The sequence below is a fragment of the Agromyces sp. NPDC127015 genome (assembly GCF_042725165.1).
GTDB lineage: Bacteria > Actinomycetota > Actinomycetes > Actinomycetales > Microbacteriaceae > Agromyces > Agromyces chromiiresistens.
Map to the genome: position 1 here is coordinate 104,157 of NZ_JBHXDI010000001.1, position 20,277 is coordinate 124,433.

The following is a 20,277-nucleotide window of genomic DNA, read 5'->3' on the forward strand; positions in this document are numbered from 1 at the left end:
CGCAGATGCGCCGGACCTCGGCCGCGCATCCGCGAGCCGACGGGACCAGACTATTCGCTCCGTCCATCCCGCACACCGTGCGGGATGGACGGTTGCCGGAGGTGTCGCAGGACTCGGCAGGGCGGTTCAGAGCCCGAGCCGCTCCAGGTAGGAGTTCACGAAACGGCGCTCGGGATCGAATCGCTCCCGCAGTACGGCGAAGTCGCGCCAGCGCGGGTACCGGCTGGCCACCTCCTCGCCGGGCAGCGCGAAGAGCTTGCCCCAGTGGGGACGCGCGGTCGCCGGCAGGGCCGCCTCGATCCGCGGCAGCAGCGCCTCGACGGCCGCCTGCTCGCGCCGCCACGTGAAGTGGATGCCGACGGCGTCGACCCCGTACGACGAGCTCAGCCACAGGCGGTCGGCCGCGACGGTGCGGATCTCGCACACGTGGAGGAGCGGCGCGACGCGGTCGGCGAGCGAGCGCACGGCCTCGATCGCGGCGACCGCGTCACGGCGCGGCACGAGGTACTCCGACTGCAGCTCCTCTCCCGCGGAGGGCGTGAATGCGAGCCGGAAGTGCGGCAGCCGCTCGTGCCACGGGCCGGGCGCCCCGAGCTGCTCGGTCGTCGCTCGCGCGTCACCGCCCGGCACGGGATGGCGTGGCGCTGCGGCGGCCGTCGCCCCGAGCGTGCCGGCGATGAACGCGGATGCCTCGCCGTCGGCACCCGGCCCCGAGGCATCCGCTCGCTGCTTGAGCCAGAGCAGGTCGGCCCGGTCGGTGCGCTGCCATGTCGTGAAGACGCTGACGCTCGTCGCGAGCGAGGTGACCCGGTCGAACCCGTCGAGCACGGCGTCCCACCGCGGCCCGTCGAAGACGTGCTGCGCGACCGCGTACGCCGGCTCGACGTCGAGTTCGAGGGCGACGACCACGCCGAGGGCGCCGAGGTTCACGACCACGCCCTCGAAGTCGGCGTCGCCGCGCCGAAGGCTCCGGACCTCGCCGTCGCCGCCGACGATCGCGATCGCGCGCACGGCGCTCGCGAGGGAACCGAGCCGGTCGCCCGAGCCGTGGGTGCCGGTCGCGATCGCACCCGCGACCGAGATGTGCGGCAGCGAGGCGAGGTTCGCGAGGGCGAGCCCGCGCGCGTGCAGCGCCTCGGCGAGTGCGCCGTAGCGCAGTCCGCCCGAGATGCGCACCGCCCCGGGCGCGCTGCCGGCATCGACCTCGACCGGCAGCCCGTCGGTCTCGATGTGGGTGCCGGCCGTGTCGGCGAGGTCGTTGAAGCTGTGCCGCGAGCCGAGCGCGCGGAACCGGTCGCCGCCCACCCAGCCCGGGTCGGCGAGGAGATTCTGGAGCTCGGCGACCGAGCGCGGTCGCACGACCCGGCTCGCTCGATATCCGAGGTTGCCGGCCCAGTTCCGCCGGCCCTCACTGGTGCGCATGGTCACCACCGTACGGGTCGGCGCGCCCGCCGCTGCGCACGGTTCACCCGAGCGACAGCGCCGTCCACGACACCGGCGGCAGCGTCACGGTGAGGGCGCCGCCCTCGATGCGCACCGAGTCGTTCTCGTGCGGCGCGACCCGCTCGGGCTCGGCGAGGGTGTTCTTCGCGTACGCGTCCTCGTCGGCGAGCGTGTGCGACTCGAGGACCGAGACGTCGCCGAGCGAGGCGACGTCGACGGTCACGTCGAGCGCCTCGGTCGTCGAGCGGTTCACGAGGAAGACCGCCGAACGCCCCGTCGACGCGTCGTGCGTCGCGACCGCGTCGACGAGCGGCACGACGCCGTACTCCTTCGTCTCGTACGTCGGCGCGTCGAGCTTCAGCTCGAGCGCCGCGCCCTGCGCGAGGCGCGAGGTGATCGAGAAGGGGAAGAACGTCGTCTGGCGCCAGGCAGGTCCGCCGGGCTCGGTCATGATCGGCGCGATGACGTTGACGAGCTGGGCGAGACTCGCCGAGGTGACCCGGTCGGCGTGCTTCAGCAGCGAGATCATGAGGTTTCCGAACACGACCGCGTCGGCGACCGAGTACACGTCCTCGAGCAGGCGCGGCGCGACCGGCCAGTTGTCGAGGCCCTCGATCTTGTCGACGTTCTGGAACCGCGAGAGGTACCAGACGTTCCACTCGTCGAACGAGATGTTCACGGTCTTGTCGCTGCCGCGCACGGCCTTCACGTGGTCGGCGGTCGCGACGACGGTCTCGATGAAGCCGTCCATGTCGACGGCCGACGCGAGGAAGGAGCCGAGGTCGCCGTCCTTCTCCTCGTAGTAGGCGTGGCACGAGATGTAGTCGACGTCGTCGTAGGCGTGCGTCAGCACGACCCGCTCCCACTCGCCGAAGGTCGGCATGTGCGCACTCGACGACCCGCAGACGACGAGCTCGATCGACGGGTCGAGCTGGCGCATCGCCTTCGCGGTCTGCGACGCGATCTTGCCGTAGTCGTCGGCGCTGCGGTGGCCGAGCTGCCACGGGCCGTCCATCTCGTTGCCGAGGCACCACATCCTCACGCCGAACGCGTCGGTACGGCCGTTGTCGATGCGGCGCTGCGACAGGGCGGTGCCGCCCGCGAGGTTCGCGTACTCGAGCAGGTCGAGCGCCTCGAGGGTGCCGCGGGTGCCGAGGTTGACGGCGAGCATGAGCTCCGAGCCGACCTTGTCGAGCCACGACGAGAACTCGTGCAGCCCGACCTCGTTGGTCTCGGTCGAGTGCCACGCGAGGTCGAGCCGGCGCGGACGCTCCTCGCGCGGTCCGACCGAGTCCTCCCAGCGGAAGCCCGACACGAAGTTGCCGCCGGGGTACCGGATGGTCGAGACGCCGAGCTCCCTGACGAGTTCGACGACGTCGGTGCGGAAGCCCTCCGCGTCGGCTGCGGGGTGACCGGGCTCGTAGATGCCGTCGTACACGTGGCGGCCGAGGTGCTCCACGAAGCCGCCGAAGACGCGGCGGTCGATGCGGCCGACCTCGAAGTGCGGGTCGATGGTGAGGTGTGCGCTGGGCATGCGGGTGCTTTCTGTTTCGTGTTCGGTTCAAGGGGGCGGTCGCCTCGGCACCGCCCGTTCGTCGAGTGCTACTTGATCGAGCCGACCGAGAGGCCGCCCTGCCAGTAGCGCTGCAGGAAGAGGAAGGAGAGGATGAGCGGCAGCACCGAGATGAAGGCGCCCGAGGTGATGAGGTTCCACACCTGCTCGCCGCCGGCGCCGGCGTTCGAGAGCGCCGTCCACCGGTTGAGGCCGACCGTGACGGGCAGCAGCTGCGGGTCGGTGAGCACGGCGAGCGGCAGGAAGAAGTTGTTCCACGTGCCGACGATCGAGAGCAGCAGCACGGTCACGATCGCGGGGCGCAGCAGCGGCAGCGCGACCTGGAAGAAGGTGCGCAGCTCGCCGGCGCCGTCGATGCGGGCCGCCTCGAGCATCTCGTCGGGCACCGCGTCCTGCGTGTAGACCCGCATCAGGTAGACGCCGAACGGGCTGAGCAGGCTCGGCAGGATGACGGCCCACGGGGTGTTGATGATGCCGTACTGGCTGAGCAGCATGAACGTCGGGATGACGAGGGCCGTGAGCGGCACCATGACCGAGCCGAGCACGACCGTGAACACCGCCCCGCGACCCCGGAAGTCGTACTTCGCGAAGCCGTACCCCGCGAGGATCGCGAGGATCGTCGCGCCGATGCCGCCCGCGAAGGCGTACAGGAACGAGTTGCCGAGCCAGCGCCAGTAGATGCCGCCCTGGTGGGTGAACAGCTCGGCGATGTTCGAGAACAGCGAGAAGTCGCCGGAGAACCAGAACGCCGGGCTCGAGAACAGCCCTGCCGTGTCCTTCGTCGAGGCGACGACGAGCCACCAGATCGGCACGACGAAGTAGATCGCGAGGATCACGAGGAAGACGTGCGAGCCGATGCGCCGCCCGCCGGCGCGGCGGCGGCCCTTGGCGCTTCGGTCGACGTGCGAGGGCACCCCGGTCGCGGTGGTGAGCGGCTCGGCCGCCTCGGTCGGGCGCTGGGTGAAGATCGACATCACTTCAGTCCGCTCTGCTTGCGGGTGAGGAACAGGAAGACGAACGAGCCGGCGAAGACGAGGGCACCGAGCGAGAACGCGATCGCCGACGCGTAGTTGAACTGGCTGTACGAGAAGGCGAGCGAGTACGCGTACATGTTGGGCGTGTACGCCGCGTCGATCGCGCCCTGGGCGACGTTGCGCAGCACAACCGGCTCGGTGAAGAACTGCAGCGTGCCGATGAGGGCGAACATGACGATCATGACCATCGACGAACCGATCATCGGCACCTTGATGCGCAGCGCCGTCTGCCAGCCGTTCGCGCCGTCGATGCGGGCCGCCTCGTAGATCGACGGGTCGATCGCGCGCAGGGCCGCGTAGATCACGACCATGTAGTAGCCCGCCCACTGCCACGTGACGATGTTCACGAGGCTGCCGAAGATCGTGCCCGGGGCGAGGAAGTCGGGGGTCGGCAGGCCGACGAGGTTGAAGAGCGTGCCGCCCGGGCCGAACCGGGGGCTGTACAGGAAGCTCCACATGAGTGCGCCGATGACGCCGGGGATGGCGTACGGCGCGAAGATCAGCAGCCGCGAGAGCTTCGAGAGCTTCGTCGCGAGGGTGTCGAGCACGAGCGCCGCGGCGATCGCGACGATGAGCTGCGCGGGGATCATCACGACGGCGAACGCGAGCACCCGCAGCATGCCCTCGAGGAAGAGCGGGTCGGTGAACGCCTTCGCGTAGTTGCCGAGCCCGGTGAACTCGGTGCCGGTCGCGAGCGTCGACGTGAACAGGCTCATGCCGAACGCGTAGGCGAGGGGGAACACGAGCAGCAGCGCGAAGACGGCGAGGAACGGCGAGACGAAGAGCCAGCCCCAGCGCTGCCGTCGGCGCAGGAGGGTGGATCCGCCGGCGCGCGGGGCGCGGCGTCGCGGCACCGCGGGGGCGGCGACGCTGGTCTGGGTGGTCATGGCTCGTTCTCCTCGTCGAGACGGTCGGAAGCCGGGGTCCGTGGTCGGTTGCGCGGGGCACGGGCGGATGCCTCGGCATGGGCGCGAGGCATCCGCCCGCCGATCACTCGAGCGTGAAGCCCTGCTCGGTCGCGTACTGCTCGAGCGAGGCCTGCAGGTCGTCGAGCGCCTGGTCGGAGGTCTTCTCGCCCTGCACCATCGCGAACTGCTCCTCGGTCAGCTGGTCGTAGGCGTAGTTCTGGAAGGGGCTGAACGTGAAGCCCTGGTAGCCGGCGGCGGCCTCGAGGAAGACGTCCTTGTTGATCTGCTGCCCACCGAAGAACGGGTACTCGAGGTCGCGGAAGTAGTCGGACTCGAGGATCGGCTTCCACAGCGGGAAGAGGGCGGCCTGCTCGATGCCGATCTTCCACGCCTCCTCGGTGCCGAAGATCTCCTTGGCGACCGTCGCTGCGGCCTCCTTGTCCTTCGCCTGGCTCGTCACGGCGAAGGTCGAGCCGCCCCAGTTGATCTGCACGGGGTTCGCCGGGTCCCACTGCGGAACCGGTGCGGCGCGCCACTCGGCGTCGCTGTCGGCGTCGGACAGGCCCTGCAGGTAGCCGGGGCCCCATGCGGCGGCGACGTAGATCGCGTACGAGCCGTCGACGAGCTTGGTGTTGTAGTCGGCGGTGAACGCGTCGTCGGTGGCGACGAGGCCGTCCTTCACGAGCCCGTCCCAGTAGGCGAGCACCTGCTTCGAGCCGTCGTCGTTCACGTCGATGCCGATCTCGGTCGGGTTCGCGTTGTCGTAGGCGAACGGCACCGAGCCGGCCTGGGCGAAGAGCGCCTGGTTGTAGGCGCGGCCGTTGGTCGGGAAGTCGGCGAGCACGCCGGGGGCGCCCGCATCCTTCAGGGCCTGCGCGGCGGCCTTGAACTCGTCCCACGTGGTGGGGGCGGCGATGCCGTACTGGTCGAGGATGTCCTTGCGGTAGAGCATGCCCATGGGGCCGCCGTCGACGGGGATGGCGTACACGGCGTCGCCGCTCGAGACGTCCTTCCAGGCGCCGTCGGTGTAGTCCGCCTGCACGTCGCCTGCGCCGTACTCGGTGAGGTCGACGAGCGCGTCGCGGATCGAGAAGCTCGAGAGCACCTCGCTCTCGAGCATGATGACGTCGGGGGCGCCCGAGCCGGCCTCGATGGCGGTCGAGAACTTCGTGTACTCGTCGTTGCCCTGCCCGGCGTTCGTCCAGCAGATCTGGACGTCGTCGTGGCTCTCGTTGAAGAGGTCGACGACGTCTTCGAACGCGGGGTACCAGGCCCAGACGCTGACCTGCGTGGCGTCGGCGTTGACGATCTTGTTGGTGCAGGAGGCCTCTTCGGCGCCGCCGGCCGAGCAGCCGGTGAGCGCGGCTGCGGCGACGGCGACGACGCCGCCCGCTGCCAGGAACTTCGACTTCATTGTGCTGTGCTTCCTCTCGCGGTGGGGACACCGGTGTCTCTGGGTGCCGCCGCGCCCACGTCGGCGCGGTCGGGGGGATCCGCTTGTTTTACAACGTTGTACGTAAACGTTGTAACGGACATGATGCCGCGCCCGTCGCGACGTGTCAACCTCGCACGGACGTACGGCGTGCGGTGTTCAGCCGACGACTGCGGCGATCGCCGCCGGCACAGGGTCGACCGCGGGCGCCGACTCGCGCGCGACGACGGCGAAGTCGGCGAGCAGGGTGCGCGGCCCGCCGGCCGCGTCGCCGCGCTCGATGCGTTCGAGCAGCGTGCCCACCGCGGTGTTGGCGATCCACTCGCGCCCCGGGTCGATCGTCGACAGCGACGGCACCGTGTACTGGGCCTCGTCGATGTTGTCGAACCCGATCACCGCCACGTCGTCGGGCACCCGCCTTCCGGCCTCGAGCAGCGCACGCATCGCGCCGAGCGCGAGCGTGTCGTTCATCGCGAAGACCGCGTCGAACGGCACCCCGCGCGCGAGGATCTCGCGCATCGCCCGCGCACCGCTCTCCCGATGCCAGGCCATCGACGGCCCCACGAGCGCCTCGTCGAACGCGATGCCGTGCGCCTCGAGCGCCTCGCGATAGCCCCGCAGGCGCAGCCCGGCCGAGCCGATCACCTCGCCCTCGTGCACGCCGACCACCGCGATGCGCCGGCGACCGGCGGCGATGAGGTGCTCGGTGGCCGCGCGCGCCGCCGCGACGTTCTGCATCGTCACGTGGTCGGTCGGGCCGTCGAAGATCCGCTCGCCGAGCAGCACGAGCGGGTACGGCACGTCGAGCACCTCCGCATCGTCCTGTCCGAGGCCGAGCGCGCTGAAGAGCAGCCCGTCGGTCATCTTGAACCGGGGGCTCCGCAGCAGCTCGAGCTCGCGGTCGCGGTCGCCGCCGGTCTGCTCCACGAGCACGACGAGGCCGGATGCCTCGGCCGCCGCGATCACCGACGCGGCGAGCTCGGCGAAGTAGGCGAGCGCGAGATCGGGCACGGCGAGGGCGATCGCGCCCGTGCGACCCGACCGCAGGCTGCGCGCCGTCAGGTTCGGGGTGTAGCCGAGCTCGGCGATCGCCTGCTCGACCTTCTCGCGCGTCGCCGGGCGGATGTGCGGGTAGTCGTTGATGACGTTCGAGACCGTCTTGATCGACACCCCGGCGAGCCGGGCCACGTCGTGCAGCGTGACCGCCATTGCGCCCTCCCTCGCCGAACCGGATGGAGTCACTGTACAACGTTGTGATCCGGAGGGGCGGCGCCGCGAGGCGCCCCGTCCCGGACCGTCAGATCACGCCGAGCGCGAGCATCGCGTCGGCGACGCGGATGAAGCCGGCGATGTTCGCGCCGACGACGTAGTCGCCGGGCGCGCCGTACTCGTCGGCGGTCGTCGCGCAGCGCTCGTGGATCGCGGCCATGATCGCGGCGAGGCGCTCCTCGGTGTGCTCGAAGCTCCACGAGTCGCGCGACGCGTTCTGCTGCATCTCGAGCGCGCTCGTCGCGACGCCGCCCGCGTTCGCCGCCTTGCCCGGCCCGAACAGCACGCCCGCCTCGCGCAGCACCGCGATCGCCTCGGGCGTCGTTGGCATGTTCGCGCCCTCGGCGACGGCGACGACGCCCGCGGCGACGAGCGCCCGTGCGTGCGCCTCGCCGAGTTCGTTCTGCGTCGCGCACGGCAGCGCGACGTGGACCGGGCCGCGATCGGCGAGGTCCCACACGGTGGCGCCCGCGACGAACTCGGCGCGCCCGCCGCGCTCGGCGACGTACCGTTCGATGCGCTCGCGGCGCACCTCCTTCACCTCGCGGAGGACGGCGACGTCGATGCCGTCGGGGTCGTGCACGGCGCCCGACGAGTCGGAGGCGCCGACGACGAGCCCGCCGAGCTCGTGCACCTTCTCGATCGCGTGGACGGCCACGTTGCCCGAGCCCGAGACCAGCACGCGGGCGCCGTCGAACGAACGGCCGCGGGTCTCGAGCATGTGCTGGGTGAAGAAGACGGCGCCGTAGCCGGTCGCCTCGGTGCGCACGAGCGAGCCGCCCCAGGTGAGCCCCTTGCCGGTCAGCACGCCCGACTCGTACTGGTTCGTCATGCGCTTGTACTGGCCGAAGAGGTAGCCGATCTCGCGACCGCCGACGCCGATGTCGCCGGCGGGCACGTCGCGGTACTCGCCGACGTGCCGTGAGAGCTCGGTCATGAACGACTGGCAGAACCGCATGATCTCGGCGTCGCTGCGACCCTTGGGGTCGAAGTCGCTGCCGCCCTTGCCGCCGCCGATCGGCATGCCGGTGAGCGAGTTCTTGAAGATCTGCTCGAAGCCGAGGAACTTCACCGTGCCCAGGCCGACGGTCGGGTGGAACCGCAGGCCGCCCTTGTACGGCCCGAGCGCCGAGTTGAACTGCACGCGGAAGCCGCGGTTGATCTGCACGCGCCCGGCGTCGTCGACCCACGGCACCCGGAAGATGATCTGCCGCTCCGGCTCGCAGATGCGCTCGAGGATCGACGCCTGCACGTAGTGCGGGTTGCGCTCGAGCACGCGGTCGAGCGAGCCGAACACCTCGCGCACGGCCTGGTGGAACTCGAACTCGCCCGGGTTGCGGGCGAGGATCTGGCTGTAGACGTCGTCGATGGCGGTGCGAGGCTCGGTCACGCGCGCTCCTTCAGGTTCGAACGGATGGCCACGTGGTGCTCTCGCGCGCGGCGCTCTCCACCATACCCACGGGCGCGGATGCCCCGGCCGAGTGTGACGCGGCCGCGGGTCAGTGGCCGTGCGCGAGCTGCTGCAGGCCGACCACGGCGAGGCCGAGGGCGATGAGCGCACCGAGTGCGACGAGCTGCTTCCACCACGCGACGCGGGTGCGGCGCACCGCGATGTACCCGATCAGGCCGAGCGTCGCGACGTACACGATCGACGCGGCGCGCAGCGCGAACTCGAGGTCGAGCAGCCCGAGCGCCGCGAGGGCGAGCAGCACCAGCGGCACGCCCGCCGACGCGATGGCCGACCCGGCGACGCGGAGCATGCCGCCGACCTCGGCGCGGTCGGGGAACGCGCTGTGCACGGCGAGGTGCGCGATCACCCCGGCGACGAAGCCCGCGGCGGTGATCGCGACGATGCCGACGAAGAGGGTCACGACCGCACGCGTCGCGTCGACGTGCTCGACGTTGCCGAGCTGCACGAGCACGATCGCGAGCCCCGTGAACGTCGCGTAGACGCGCTCCTTCAGCGCCTCGCCCCGCTCGTCCTCTGGACGGTCCTCACCGTGACCGTGCTCCATGCGCAGAACGGTAGCACCCGGCCCCGGCGCGGTCTGCGAGGATCGGAGCATGGCTGCCACGCTCACCGTCTCAGTGCCCGGCACCACCCTGCGCGACGCGCTCGGCGCCCCGCCCGACGGCGTCGAGGTCGTCGTGTGGGACCTCGAATCGCCGCCGCCCGCGGCGCACCTCGACATCGTGGTGCCGCCGTACATGGGCACCTCCGACCGGCTCGGAGCCCTCGCCGGGGTGACGACGCGCCTCGTGCAGTCGCAGTCGATCGGCTACGACGACATCGCCGACGCCCTGCCGCCCGGGCACGTGTTCGCGAACGCGGCGAGCGTGCACGAGCCCTCGACCGCCGAGCTCGCGGTCGGCATGGTGCTGGCGTGCCAGCGCGGCATCCCCGATTTCGTGCGTGCCGCGGCCGACGGCCGTTGGGCGCCCGCCCGGCACGAGAGCCTCGCCGACCGGCGCGTGCTCATCGTCGGCTACGGCGGCGTCGGCCGCGCGATCGAGGCCCGCCTCGAGCCCTTCGAGGTCGAGATCACCCGGGTGGCCGGGCACGCGCGCGACGACGAGCGCGGCCGCATCCACGGGGTCGACGAGCTGCCGGCGCTGCTGCCCGAGGCCGAGGTCGTCGTCGTGGGCGTGCCGCTCAGCGACGCGACGACCGGGCTCGTCGACGCCGGCTTCCTCGCCGCGCTGCCCGACGGCGCGCTCGTCGTGAACGTCGCCCGCGGCCGCGTGGCCGACACCGAGGCGATCCTCGCCGAGGCCCGCACCGGCCGGCTGCGGTTCGCGCTCGACGTCACCGACCCCGAGCCGCTCCCCCACGGCCACCCGCTCTTCGCCCTGCCGAACGTGCTCGTCACGCCGCACGTGGGCGGTGCGTCGACCGCGATGATGCCGCGCATGGCGCGGCTCCTGCGCCGCCAGATCGAGCGGATGCTGCGGGGCGAGGCGCCCGAGAACGTGGTGCTGCGCAGCTGACGTCGCATCGAGCGGCACGATCGGTCAGCGCGACCACGTGCCGAGGTGGTTGCCGTCGAAGAACTGCAGCGTCATCGTCGACGACCCGGCGCCGCCGAGCACGAACGTCGCCGAGGAGCGCGAGCCCTCGGGCGCGTTCTCACCGTCAGGGGTGAAGGCGAGGACGTCGCCGTCCCACGGCTCGAGCGGCACCTCGTAGCCGCCGTCGGGCCCGAGGTGCACGACGAGCGACCCGTCCTCGACCACGACCTCGGCCGGGCCGAAGTACTCGTTCGACCAGGTGCCCGCGTACGACTCGAGCGGTTCCGACGGCGCGGCGGGCGACGCCGGGGGCGACTGGTCGACGAGGTCCCCGGCCGGCTCGCGGTAGTGCGCGAGGGCCGCCCCGTACGCCCCGACCCAGTCGCGCGTCGACGCGCCGTACTGCACGAGGTCGAGGAACTCGCTCACGATCGCCTCGGCGGCACCGACCGGCGCCCCGTTCGTGAGGGCGACGACGCCGAGCCCGAGCGACGGCACCAGTTGGAAGTTCGTGCCCGCCCCGAGCACGAATGCGCCGGAGTGCGAGGCGGTGGCGCGGCCGCTCGTCTGGGTGCCGACGTTGAACCCGAAGCCGTACGAGCCCGACCGCATGCCGGGCACGTCGGACGGGGCAGAGGTGACCTGCGGGCGCATCGCCGCAGCCAGGTCGGCGGTGTCGACGAGCGTCTCGCCGTCGGCGACGCCGTCGGCCAGCACGAAGCTCATCCACTTCGCCACGTCGACGACGTTCGAGCTCACGCCGCCCGCGGGCGACTGCGCGTCGGGGTCGCGCTCGTACAGGGGCTGGAACTCGCCGTCGACGAGGGCGTGCAGCGCGGCGCGGTCTTCGCGGGCGACGAAGTCGTCGTGCCGGGAGCTCGTCGAGGTCATGCCGAGCGGCTCGTAGAGCTCGCGTTCGGAGAGCGTCTCCCAGTCGACGCCGGCCGCGTTCGCGACCGCCTCGGCACCCGCCGTCATGCCGAAGTTCGCGTAGCCGTAGCTGATGCGGAACGGGTTCAGCGGCTGGTACCGGAGGTGGTCGATGACGTATTCGCGGTCGTATCCGAGGTCTTCGAGGTCGTCGCCCGCGGCGAGCGGCAGACCCGAGCGGTGGGCGTAGAGGTCGCCGACGGTGAGGTGCTCCGTCACCCACGGGTCGGCGAGCGCGAACCCGGGCAGCAGCGGCGCGACGGGGGTGTCCCAGCCGACGACGCCGTCGGTGACCTGCGTCGCGACGACGGTCGCCCCGATCGGCTTCGACATCGACGCCACCTGGAAGACCGTCTCGGCGTCGACGGGGTCGTCCTCGCCGACCTTCCGAACCCCGAACCCGTCGGCGAAGACCGTCTCGCCACCGTGCACGACCGCGACGGCGGCGCCGGGCACGCCGGTCTCGTCGAGCACGCGTTCGACGAGGCCCGGCAGCGACTCGAGCGCGGGGTCGAGGGCTCCCTCGGCGAGCTCGACCGCGTCGGCCGGCGGCGCGTCGCCGAGCTCGATCCTCGGCGCGTACGGTTCGGCCGCCGTGCACCCGGCGAGCGCCGCGGCGATGATCACGACCGCCGGAACGGCGGCACCTCGGACGACGCGCATGGCGTTCCTCCCCCATCGCACCGGGCTCCCCCGAGCCCCGGACCCCCATGGACCGACGAGCGCAGCCTAGCGGTCGATCCGGTGCCGCCGCACGGATCAGGCCGACGCGTCGGCGAGCCCCGCGAGCTCCGCCGCGGTCAGCTCGAGCGGGATCGAGTCGAGCAGCTCGCGGAGCTGTTCGACGCTGCGGGCGCTCGCGATGGGCGCGACGACGGTCGGCTGCTGCCGGAGCCACGCGAGCGACACCGAGGCGACGGATGCCCCGTGCGCGGCCGCGACCTCGTCGAGCACCGCGAGCACACGGCTCCCCCGCTCGCCGAGGTACGGCGCGGCACCGCCCGCGCGCACGCTCGCCCCTTCGGCGGTGACATCGGCCTCGGTGCGGTACTTGCCGGCGAGGAAGCCCTTCGCGAGCGAGAAGTACGGGAAGACCGCGAGCCCCTCGCGCTCCGCGCGCTCGCGCAGCCCGTTGGCCTCGAAGTCGCGCTCGACGAGGTTGTAGTGCGGCTGCAGGGCGACGGCGCGATGGAAGTCGTTCGCCTCGGTCACCCGGAACCACTCGTCGATGCGCTCGGGCGTGTAGTTCGAGATGCCGATCGCGCGCACCTTGCCCGCGTCGACGAGCTCGGAGAGCGCGCCGACCGTCTCCTCGAGCGGCACCGCGGCGTCGTCGAAGTGGGCGTAGTAGAGGTCGATGACGTCGGTGCCGAGACGCTGCAGCGAGGCATCCGCGGCCGCCCGGATGTTCGCCGCCGCGAGGCCCGTGAACTCGGGGTGCGTGCTCACCTTGGTCGCGATGACGACGTCGTCGCGCGCTCCGCGCGACGCGAGCCACTCGCCGATGAGCCGCTCGCTGTCGCCGCCGGTGTTGCCGGGCACCCAGTGGGAGTACCCGTCGGCGGTGTCGAGGAAGTTCCCGCCGCCGGCGGTGAAGGCGTCGAGCACCGCGAAGGTGGCGTCGCGGTCTGCGGTCCAGCCGAAGACGTTCGTGCCGAGCGCGAGCGGGGCGACCTCGAGATCGGACGCGCCGATGGGGCGGCGGAAGGCGGTGGCGGTGGCGTCGGTCATGGGGCTCCTCGTGGTCGGAACGGTCGTCGGCACCGGAGGACAACGACGGCGTCGGCCGGGTATTCCCCGTGTTGCGCACGATGACGCGTGTGCGATCGGCGCGGGCGGGCATAGGCTCGAAGGTGACGCAACCGACGGAAGGTCGACATGCCCGCTTCGGCAGAACCCCGCGTGGCCCTCTACTTCGACTTCGACAACATCGTCATCTCGCGGTACGACCAGCTCCACGGCGACTTCGCCTACCGCAAGGACACCTCGCGCTCGAAGGCGCCCACCGCCGGCACCAAGACGGCCGAGAAGCTCCGCGAGGCGACGGTCGACATCGACGCGGTACTCGACTTCGCCGCGACGTTCGGCACGATCGCGATCGCCCGCGCCTACGCCGACTGGTCGACCCCCGTGAACGCGAGCTACCGCGGCCAGCTCATCGACCGCGCCGTCGACCTCGTGCAGCTCTTCCCGCTCTCGGCGACGAAGAACGGCGCCGACATCCGCCTCGCGGTCGACGCGGTGGAGGACATGTTCCGCATCGACGACCTCACGCACATCGTGATCGTCGCGGGCGACTCCGACTACGTCGCGCTCGCGCAGAAGGCGAAGCGGCTCGGCCGATACGTCGTCGGCATCGGCGTCGCCGGCGGCACGAGCCGCGCCCTCACCGCCGCGGTCGACGAGTTCGCCGACTACGACGCGCTGCTCTCGACCGACGCCGCGGTCGACGACGAGGCCGACGTCGTCGAGCGCGCACCCGAGGCGGCGCCGCGGCGCCGCAGGGCGAGCACGAAGCAGCCGGATGCCGCGGCCGACGCCGCGCCCGAGGCATCCCCCCGCAGCAGCCGGAGGGCGAGGAGCCAGCCGAAGGAGGACGCGAAGAGCGCGGCCGAGGCGGACGAGACGCCGGCGGAGCCCGCCGAGCGGCCGTCGGCGCGCGTCATCCAGTTCGTCGCCCCGACCGACCACGTTCCCGACGAGGCGACCGGCAGCCCGCGCAACCCCGGTCGACTGCTGCTCAAGGCGATCGAGCTGCTGCGGTCGAAGAACGACGAGGAGTGGCAGTCCTCGAGTGCCGTGAAGAACCAGATGCTGCGCATGGACCCGTCGTTCCAGGAGCGGCGTCTGGGATTCGCCTCGTTCAGCGAGTTCCTGAAGTCGCGCGGCGGCGTCGTCGAGCTCGACGAGACGGGCCGGGGGCGCGTGCGCATCCGCACGAACAAGGACTGAGGGCGGGGTTCCGAGACGCCTCCGTCGTCGGCTCCTCAACCGGCGGACGAGGTCATACGAAGGGGGAAGCAAGATGAAGGCACTGCAGTACCGCACGATCGGGCAGCCGCCCGAGGTGGTCGAGATCGCGACGCCCGAGCCCGGACCGGGCGAGGTGCGCATCAGGGTGACCGCGGCCGGGGCCTGCCACTCCGACAGCTTCATCATGGGGCTGAATGAGGAGCAGTACGTCTACGGCCTGCCGCTCACGCTCGGGCACGAAGGCGCCGGTGTCGTCGACAAGCTCGGCGAGGGCGTCACCGGGCTCGAGGTCGGCGAAGCGGTCGCCGTCTACGGTCCGTGGGGCTGCGGCCGCTGCGTGCAGTGCGCGCAGGGCAAGGAGAACTACTGCGAGCGCGCCGCCGAGCTCGGCATCCGCCCGCCCGGGCTCGGCTCCCCGGGCGCGATGGCCGAGTTCCTCGTCGTGCCCGACGCCCGGTTCCTGCTGCCGCTCGGCGACCTCGACCCGGTCGAGCACGTGGCCCTCACCGACGCGGGGCTCACGCCGTACCACGCGATCAAGATGTCGCTGCCGAAGCTCGTGCCCGGCTCGACCGCCGTCGTCATCGGCGCGGGCGGGCTCGGCCACGTCGCGATCCAGATCCTGCGCGCGCTCACGCCGGCGACGGTCATCGCCTTCGACGTGAGCCAGGACAAGCTGCGCCTCGCGACCGAGGTGGGCGCGCATCACGTGTTCCCGTCCGACGCAGAGGCGCCCGAGCGGGTCAAGGAGCTCACGGGAGGCAAGGGCGCCGCCGCCGTGTTCGACTTCGTCGCGATCCAGCCGACGCTCGACGCGGGCCACGCGATGCTCGCGGTCGAGGGCGACCAGGTCCTCGTGGGCGTCGGGGCCGGCATGCTGCCCGCCGGCATGCTCATGACGCCGTACGACGCGACCGTGCGTTCGCCGTACTGGGGTTCGCGCGCCGAGCTCTTCGAGGTGTTCGATCTCGCCCGCGCGGGTCTCGTCAAGATCGAGACCGAGCGCTTCTCGCTCGACGACGCCCCCGAGGCGTACCGGCGCCTGCACGACGGCACTCTGCGCGGGCGCGCGGTCGTCGTTCCCTGACGGGGCCGTTCCGCGCTGAGGTGGGTTCGGCGCGCTGAGGTCGGTTTGAACCCACCTCAGCGCGTCGTACCTGATTCATGGCGGACGCTCTGTGGTCTGACCACATCTGGTACGCTGTGGTCTGACCACAGTGGGTGCAGGCACGGAGGCGACGGAGCATGAGCGAGACGCGCGCGTGGCGCACCGTGCTCGAGCACATCGAGTCGCAGCTCATCGAGGGCCGCCTGCGCCCCGGCGACCGACTGCCCGGCGAGCGGGCCCTCTCGGCCGACCTCGGCGTCGGCCGCTCGAGCGTGCGCGAGGCGCTGCGGGTGCTCGAGGTGCTCGGGCTCATCCGCACCCAGACGGGCTCGGGCCCGAACGCGGGCGCCATCATCATCGCGACACCGTCGGGCGGCATGAGCGCGCTCATGCGGCTGCAGGTGGCGGCGAGCGGGTTCCCGGTCGCCGACATCGTGCGCACCCGGCTGCTGCTCGAGACCGCCGTCGCGGGCGAGCTCGCCGAGCGCGGCAGCCTCGACGGCGGCGCCCACTCCCCCGACCTCGCCGCCGCCGACCGCCTGCTCGACGCGATGGACTCCCCCGCGCTCGAGCCCGCCGAGTTCCTCGCACTCGACGCCGAGTTCCACCTGGCGCTCGCCGAGGCATCCGGCAACCAGGTCATCACCGCGACCATGGCGGGCCTGCGCAGCGGCATCGAGGGCTACGCGCTCGAGGGGCTCGCCCGCATCGACGACTGGCCGACCACCTCCGCTCGCCTGCGCGGCGAGCACCGCGGGGTCGTCGACGCCATCCGCGCGGGCGATGCCGCGGCCGCCCGTACCCGCATCCACGACCACATCTCGGGGTACTACGCCGAGACGTTCATCGACCACCACTGAGAGAGGCACGCACCACGATGGTCCAGCGCCAGTTCCCGAACCCCAAGGAGCTCGCCGAGCTCATGCGCTTCAAGGCCCCCGAGCTCAACGCGACGAAGCGCCGGCTCGACAAGGCGCTCACGATCGCCGACCTGCGTGCGATCGCGAAGCGCCGCACGCCGAAGGCGCCGTTCGACTACACCGAGGGCGCGGCCGAGGGCGAGCTGTCGCTGGCCCGCGCCCGCCAGGCGTTCGAGGACATCGAGTTCCACCCCGGCATCCTGCGCAACGTGCCAGAGGTCGACACGAGCCGCGAGGTGCTCGGCGGCCCGAGCGCCCTGCCGTTCGGCATCGCGCCGACCGGGTTCACCCGCCTCATGCAGACCGAGGGCGAGGTGGCCGGCGCCGGTGCAGCGGGCGCGGCGGGCATCCCGTTCACGCTCTCGACGCTCGGCACGACCTCGATCGAGGGCGTGAAGGCGGCGAACCCGAACGGGCGCAACTGGTTCCAGCTCTACGTCATGCGCCGTCGCGAGATCTCGTACGACCTCGCGAAGCGCGCCGCGGCCGCCGGCTTCGACACCCTCTTCTTCACGGTCGACACCCCCGTCGCTGGCGCGCGCCTGCGCGACAAGCGCAACGGCTTCTCGATCCCGCCGCAGCTCACGCCGGGCACGATCGTCAACGCCATCCCGCGACCGGCGTGGTGGATCAACTTCCTGACGACCCCGAAGCTCGAGTTCGCGTCGCTCAGCTCGACGGGCGGCACGGTCGGCGAGCTGCTCGACTCGGCGATGGACCCGACGATCTCGTTCGACGACCTCGACATCATCCGCGACATCTGGCCCGGCAAGATCGCGGTCAAGGGGGTGCAGACCGTCGGCGACGCGAAGCTGCTCGCCGACCGCGGCGTCGACGCGATCGTGCTGTCGAACCACGGCGGGCGCCAGCTCGACCGGGCGCCGATCCCCTTCCACCTGCTGCCCCACGTCGTGCGCGAGGTCGGCGACGACCTCGAGGTGCACGTCGACACCGGCATCATGAACGGCGCCGACATCGTCGCTTCCATCGCCCTCGGCGCCCGGTTCACGCTCATCGGCCGCGCCTACCTCTACGGCCTCATGGCCGGCGGTCGCGCGGGCGTCGACAAGACGATCTCGATCCTGCGCACCGAGATCGAGCGCACCATGAAGCTGCTCGAGGTCGAGACGCTCGACGAGCTCGGCCCCCAGCACGTGACGCAGCTGGCCCGACTGCAGCCCATCGCACGGCCGGTGCAGGATGCCGCGGCCGAGGCCTCGTCGGCGAGGCCCACGACCGTCCGGAGCCCGCGCGCGGCGAAGCCGGCGACGCGGGCCGCGGCCGCCGCCTCCGCGAAGACGACTGCGGCGGCGAAGGCCGCCCCGGCAGCGAGGGCGACCGCCGCTGCGAAGCAGGCGACCACCACCGCGAAGGCGACCACGGCGAAGACGGTCGCGAAGCCCCGCACTGCCCGAGGGACGAAGCCGAAGACGGCCGCCGCCGAGTGAGGCGACCGGCGCGGCCCGTGGCCCGGTGAGCCGGACGCGCCGGATCGACGCCCTCAGTAGACCGGCGAGCTCAGCGCGCCCGCCCGGTGCGCCCCTTCGGCACCACGATCGACTGGGCGATCGTGAGCGCGGCCGCACGGGCCGCCATCTTGCGCGCCTGCTCGGCCTGCGTGCGCCGGCGTTTCACGAGCTTCGCACGCCGTCGGGCTCGCAGGGCGGCATCGGCGCCGACCGGCGGCACGTCACCCGCGCGTCCGGTCGACGCGGGGGCCGCTCCGTACCGGATCGAGGCCCGATCCAGCCGGGCGGCCGCAAGCGCCGCTCGTTCTGCGGCGAAACGCGGCGACCTGCGGCGCTCGGCGTCGGCGGCGAGGGCCGCGGCCTCCGCGAACTCCACGGCCGACTCGAGGCGACGCCTGGCCCGCGCGTCGCCCGGCAGCCGCTTCGCCATGCGGCGCACTTCGTCCTCCAGCTCGCGCACCGCGGCGATCGCCTCCTTCGCGCGGCGGCGGTCGGCCCTCTTCGATTCCCGCATGCTCACCCCTCGTCGATCAGCTCGAGCAGGCGCTTCGCCGCGTCGCGGATCTCGTCGTGGTCGTGTTGCCCGGCCCGGCTCTCGAGCGAGATCACGGCGCATCGGTGCACCCTGCGGAAGTCGCCGTAGGGGAACGAGTACGCCTCCTTCGTCTCATTGTCGGCGTCGTCGTCGATGCCGAGGTGCCAGTGCCGGTACTCGGTCCAGCCCTCGTCGTCGATGAACGCGTTCTCCTCGTCGGCGCTCGGCGCGTGCTCGCTCCAGTCGTCGCGCTCGTCGCGCTCGACCCTGTCGTCGCGCACGAGCGACCTCGCGTGGCGGAGCGCCGTCTCGTTCAGCCTGATCGCCATGTCGTGCTCCCTTCCATACCCTCCCGGTCTACGTTGCGACCGCCGGGTCGACAAGGGGGTTGCGGGCGCGCCGCAGAGCGAACGGCCCCGAACACCCCGGGAGCGGCCGGCTCAGCGCCGCCGTGCGAACTCGGCGATCGTGACGCCCGACCCGTGGCTCGTGCTCTCGACCGGTTCGAAGGCGCGCGGCCGGTAGTCGAGCCCGGCGAAGAGCGGGATGCCGGTACCGAACAGCTTCGGGTTCACCTTGAGCACGAGGCGGTCGATCTCGTCGACCAGCTGCCCGGCGAGCGCCCCACCGCCGCACAGCCAGATGTCGGTGCCGCCGGCCTCGGCCTTGAGCGCCCGCACGACGTCGACGGGATCGTCGTCGACGACGACGAGGTTCGCCCCCTCGGCCCGGTGCGACCGTGAGAACACGATCTGCCGGAGGTGGGAGTACGGACTCGTCATGCCGAAGGGCAGCCCGATCGCGTAGGTGTTCCAGCCCATGAGCACGGTGTCGAAGACGGCGCCGGACTGCTCGACCCCGAGCGCTGCGGCACCCGCCGTCGGCATCGCGTCGGGGTAGCGCTCGTAGATCGTCGCCATGTGGTCGCCCTCGGCGTCGAGCGCGTCGAATTCGCCGTTCGGCCCGGCGATGAAGCCGTCGAGGCTGACGGCCACGTAGTACACGAGTTCTCGCATCGTTTCCTTATCCACTACTGATGTTGTGGTTGCGAAACTACTACACCTGTCGTGATCTTGTCTAGACTCGACCGCATGGCCCGGAACGACGAACGCCGCCGACTGCTCGCCGATGCCGCGATCGGCGTGCTCGCCGCCGAAGGAGCGCGCGGGCTCACGCACCGTGCGGTCGACCGCGCGGCCGGGGTGCCGCTCGGCACGGCATCGAACTACTTCGCGAGCCGCGACGCCCTCATCGCCGGGCTCGTGGCGCGCATCGGCGAGCGACTCGGACCGACCGACGACGACCTCGAGATCCGCGCCGGCCAGCCCGCGGGCCCCGCGCTGTTCGCCGACTACGTGCGCGACATCGTGCGACGGCTGAGCACCGAGCGCGACGTCACCCTCGCCCTCTTCGAGCTCCGGCTCGAGAGCACCCGCCGGCCCGAGATCGCCGCCGTGCTCCACGAATGGCAGCGCACCGCGTTCGCCGCCGACATCGCCTTCAACGAGGCAGCGGGACTGCCCGGCGGGCGCCGCGAGATCGCGCTCTTCCACTACGCCCTCGACGGGCTCGTGCTCGATCGCCTCACGACGCCGATCGATCCCGGCACCTCGACCGATGAGATCGTCGACGCGCTCGTGGCGGGGTTGCTGCCCCGCACCTGACGCGGCCCCC

Annotated in this window: 18 protein-coding genes and 1 pseudogene; 6 read left to right on the forward strand and 13 right to left on the reverse strand. The window is 71.9% G+C overall.

Annotated elements, in window-relative coordinates; genetic code table 11:
• Window positions 1-126: 126 nt before the first annotated feature.
• From ACFWGP_RS00405 to ACFWGP_RS00440, 8 genes are all read right to left on the reverse strand, one after another.
• Entirely contained in the window at window positions 127-1,422 is a 1,296-nt protein-coding gene (locus tag ACFWGP_RS00405) for a D-arabinono-1,4-lactone oxidase (protein ID WP_376929886.1), read from the reverse strand.
• A 43-nt stretch (window positions 1,423-1,465) separates the two neighbouring features.
• On the reverse strand, window positions 1,466-2,977 hold the full coding sequence (locus tag ACFWGP_RS00410) for an alpha-N-arabinofuranosidase (protein WP_376929887.1): 1,512 nt from the start codon (window positions 2,975-2,977) through the stop codon (window positions 1,466-1,468).
• 68 nt (window positions 2,978-3,045) lie between these two features.
• Complete coding sequence (locus ACFWGP_RS00415) at window positions 3,046-3,990, reverse strand: carbohydrate ABC transporter permease (RefSeq protein WP_275506043.1); 945 nt, start codon at window positions 3,988-3,990, stop codon at window positions 3,046-3,048.
• On the reverse strand, window positions 3,990-4,937 hold the full coding sequence (locus tag ACFWGP_RS00420; protein WP_376929888.1) for a carbohydrate ABC transporter permease: 948 nt from the start codon (window positions 4,935-4,937) through the stop codon (window positions 3,990-3,992). The genes ACFWGP_RS00415 and ACFWGP_RS00420 overlap by 1 nt, the downstream gene beginning before the upstream one ends.
• A gap of 103 nt (window positions 4,938-5,040) precedes the next feature.
• On the reverse strand, window positions 5,041-6,372 hold the full coding sequence (locus tag ACFWGP_RS00425; protein WP_231429003.1) for an ABC transporter substrate-binding protein: 1,332 nt from the start codon (window positions 6,370-6,372) through the stop codon (window positions 5,041-5,043).
• A gap of 177 nt (window positions 6,373-6,549) precedes the next feature.
• A complete protein-coding gene (locus ACFWGP_RS00430; RefSeq protein WP_231429004.1) occupies window positions 6,550-7,599 on the reverse strand; it encodes a LacI family DNA-binding transcriptional regulator in 1,050 nt (349 codons plus the stop codon).
• A gap of 88 nt (window positions 7,600-7,687) precedes the next feature.
• Complete coding sequence (gene gdhA / locus ACFWGP_RS00435; protein ID WP_275506041.1) at window positions 7,688-9,049, reverse strand: NADP-specific glutamate dehydrogenase; 1,362 nt, start codon at window positions 9,047-9,049, stop codon at window positions 7,688-7,690.
• Window positions 9,050-9,158: 109 nt separating this feature from the next.
• Window positions 9,159-9,674: a hypothetical protein gene (locus tag ACFWGP_RS00440; protein WP_376929889.1), complete on the reverse strand. Its 516-nt coding sequence runs from the start codon at window positions 9,672-9,674 to the stop codon at window positions 9,159-9,161.
• 49 nt (window positions 9,675-9,723) lie between these two features.
• Between ACFWGP_RS00440 and ACFWGP_RS00445 the strand changes: the two genes are divergently transcribed.
• Window positions 9,724-10,647, forward strand: coding sequence for a 2-hydroxyacid dehydrogenase (locus ACFWGP_RS00445; RefSeq protein ID WP_231429007.1), 924 nt, complete (start codon window positions 9,724-9,726; stop codon window positions 10,645-10,647).
• Window positions 10,648-10,671: 24 nt separating this feature from the next.
• Here ACFWGP_RS00445 and ACFWGP_RS00450 read toward each other — a convergent pair whose 3' ends face one another.
• Together ACFWGP_RS00450 and ACFWGP_RS00455 are read right to left on the reverse strand one after the other, a co-directional pair.
• Window positions 10,672-12,261, reverse strand: a complete 1,590-nt coding sequence (locus tag ACFWGP_RS00450) for a serine hydrolase (RefSeq protein WP_376929890.1) — start codon at window positions 12,259-12,261, stop codon at window positions 10,672-10,674.
• 96 nt (window positions 12,262-12,357) lie between these two features.
• On the reverse strand, window positions 12,358-13,329 hold the full coding sequence (locus tag ACFWGP_RS00455) for an aldo/keto reductase (RefSeq protein WP_231429009.1): 972 nt from the start codon (window positions 13,327-13,329) through the stop codon (window positions 12,358-12,360).
• Window positions 13,330-13,476: 147 nt separating this feature from the next.
• Here ACFWGP_RS00455 and ACFWGP_RS00460 point away from each other — a divergent pair, with 147 nt between their 5' ends.
• The 4 genes and pseudogenes from ACFWGP_RS00460 to ACFWGP_RS00475 form a co-directional block, all read left to right on the forward strand.
• Window positions 13,477-14,550: an NYN domain-containing protein gene (locus ACFWGP_RS00460; RefSeq protein ID WP_231429010.1), complete on the forward strand. Its 1,074-nt coding sequence runs from the start codon at window positions 13,477-13,479 to the stop codon at window positions 14,548-14,550.
• Window positions 14,551-14,623: 73 nt separating this feature from the next.
• A complete protein-coding gene (locus ACFWGP_RS00465; protein ID WP_376929891.1) occupies window positions 14,624-15,658 on the forward strand; it encodes an NAD(P)-dependent alcohol dehydrogenase in 1,035 nt (344 codons plus the stop codon).
• A gap of 158 nt (window positions 15,659-15,816) precedes the next feature.
• Complete coding sequence (locus ACFWGP_RS00470) at window positions 15,817-16,539, forward strand: FadR/GntR family transcriptional regulator (protein WP_376929892.1); 723 nt, start codon at window positions 15,817-15,819, stop codon at window positions 16,537-16,539.
• Window positions 16,540-16,556: 17 nt separating this feature from the next.
• Window positions 16,557-17,789: pseudogene (locus ACFWGP_RS00475) on the forward strand (alpha-hydroxy-acid oxidizing protein); the annotation flags it as partial.
• Window positions 17,790-18,117: 328 nt separating this feature from the next.
• Here the strand turns inward: ACFWGP_RS00475 and ACFWGP_RS00480 are convergent.
• From ACFWGP_RS00480 to ACFWGP_RS00490, 3 genes are all read right to left on the reverse strand, one after another.
• Entirely contained in the window at window positions 18,118-18,582 is a 465-nt protein-coding gene (locus ACFWGP_RS00480; RefSeq protein WP_231429013.1) for a hypothetical protein, read from the reverse strand.
• 2 nt (window positions 18,583-18,584) lie between these two features.
• The gene (locus tag ACFWGP_RS00485) at window positions 18,585-18,932 is read right to left on the reverse strand and encodes a hypothetical protein (RefSeq protein WP_275506038.1); all 348 of its coding nucleotides are present in this window, start codon (window positions 18,930-18,932) and stop codon (window positions 18,585-18,587) included.
• Window positions 18,933-19,043: 111 nt separating this feature from the next.
• Window positions 19,044-19,619: a dihydrofolate reductase family protein gene (locus tag ACFWGP_RS00490; protein WP_231429015.1), complete on the reverse strand. Its 576-nt coding sequence runs from the start codon at window positions 19,617-19,619 to the stop codon at window positions 19,044-19,046.
• A 75-nt stretch (window positions 19,620-19,694) separates the two neighbouring features.
• On the opposite strand from ACFWGP_RS00490, the gene ACFWGP_RS00495 reads away from it, so the two are divergent.
• Window positions 19,695-20,267: a TetR/AcrR family transcriptional regulator gene (locus tag ACFWGP_RS00495; protein WP_376929893.1), complete on the forward strand. Its 573-nt coding sequence runs from the start codon at window positions 19,695-19,697 to the stop codon at window positions 20,265-20,267.
• Window positions 20,268-20,277: the final 10 nt, after the last annotated feature.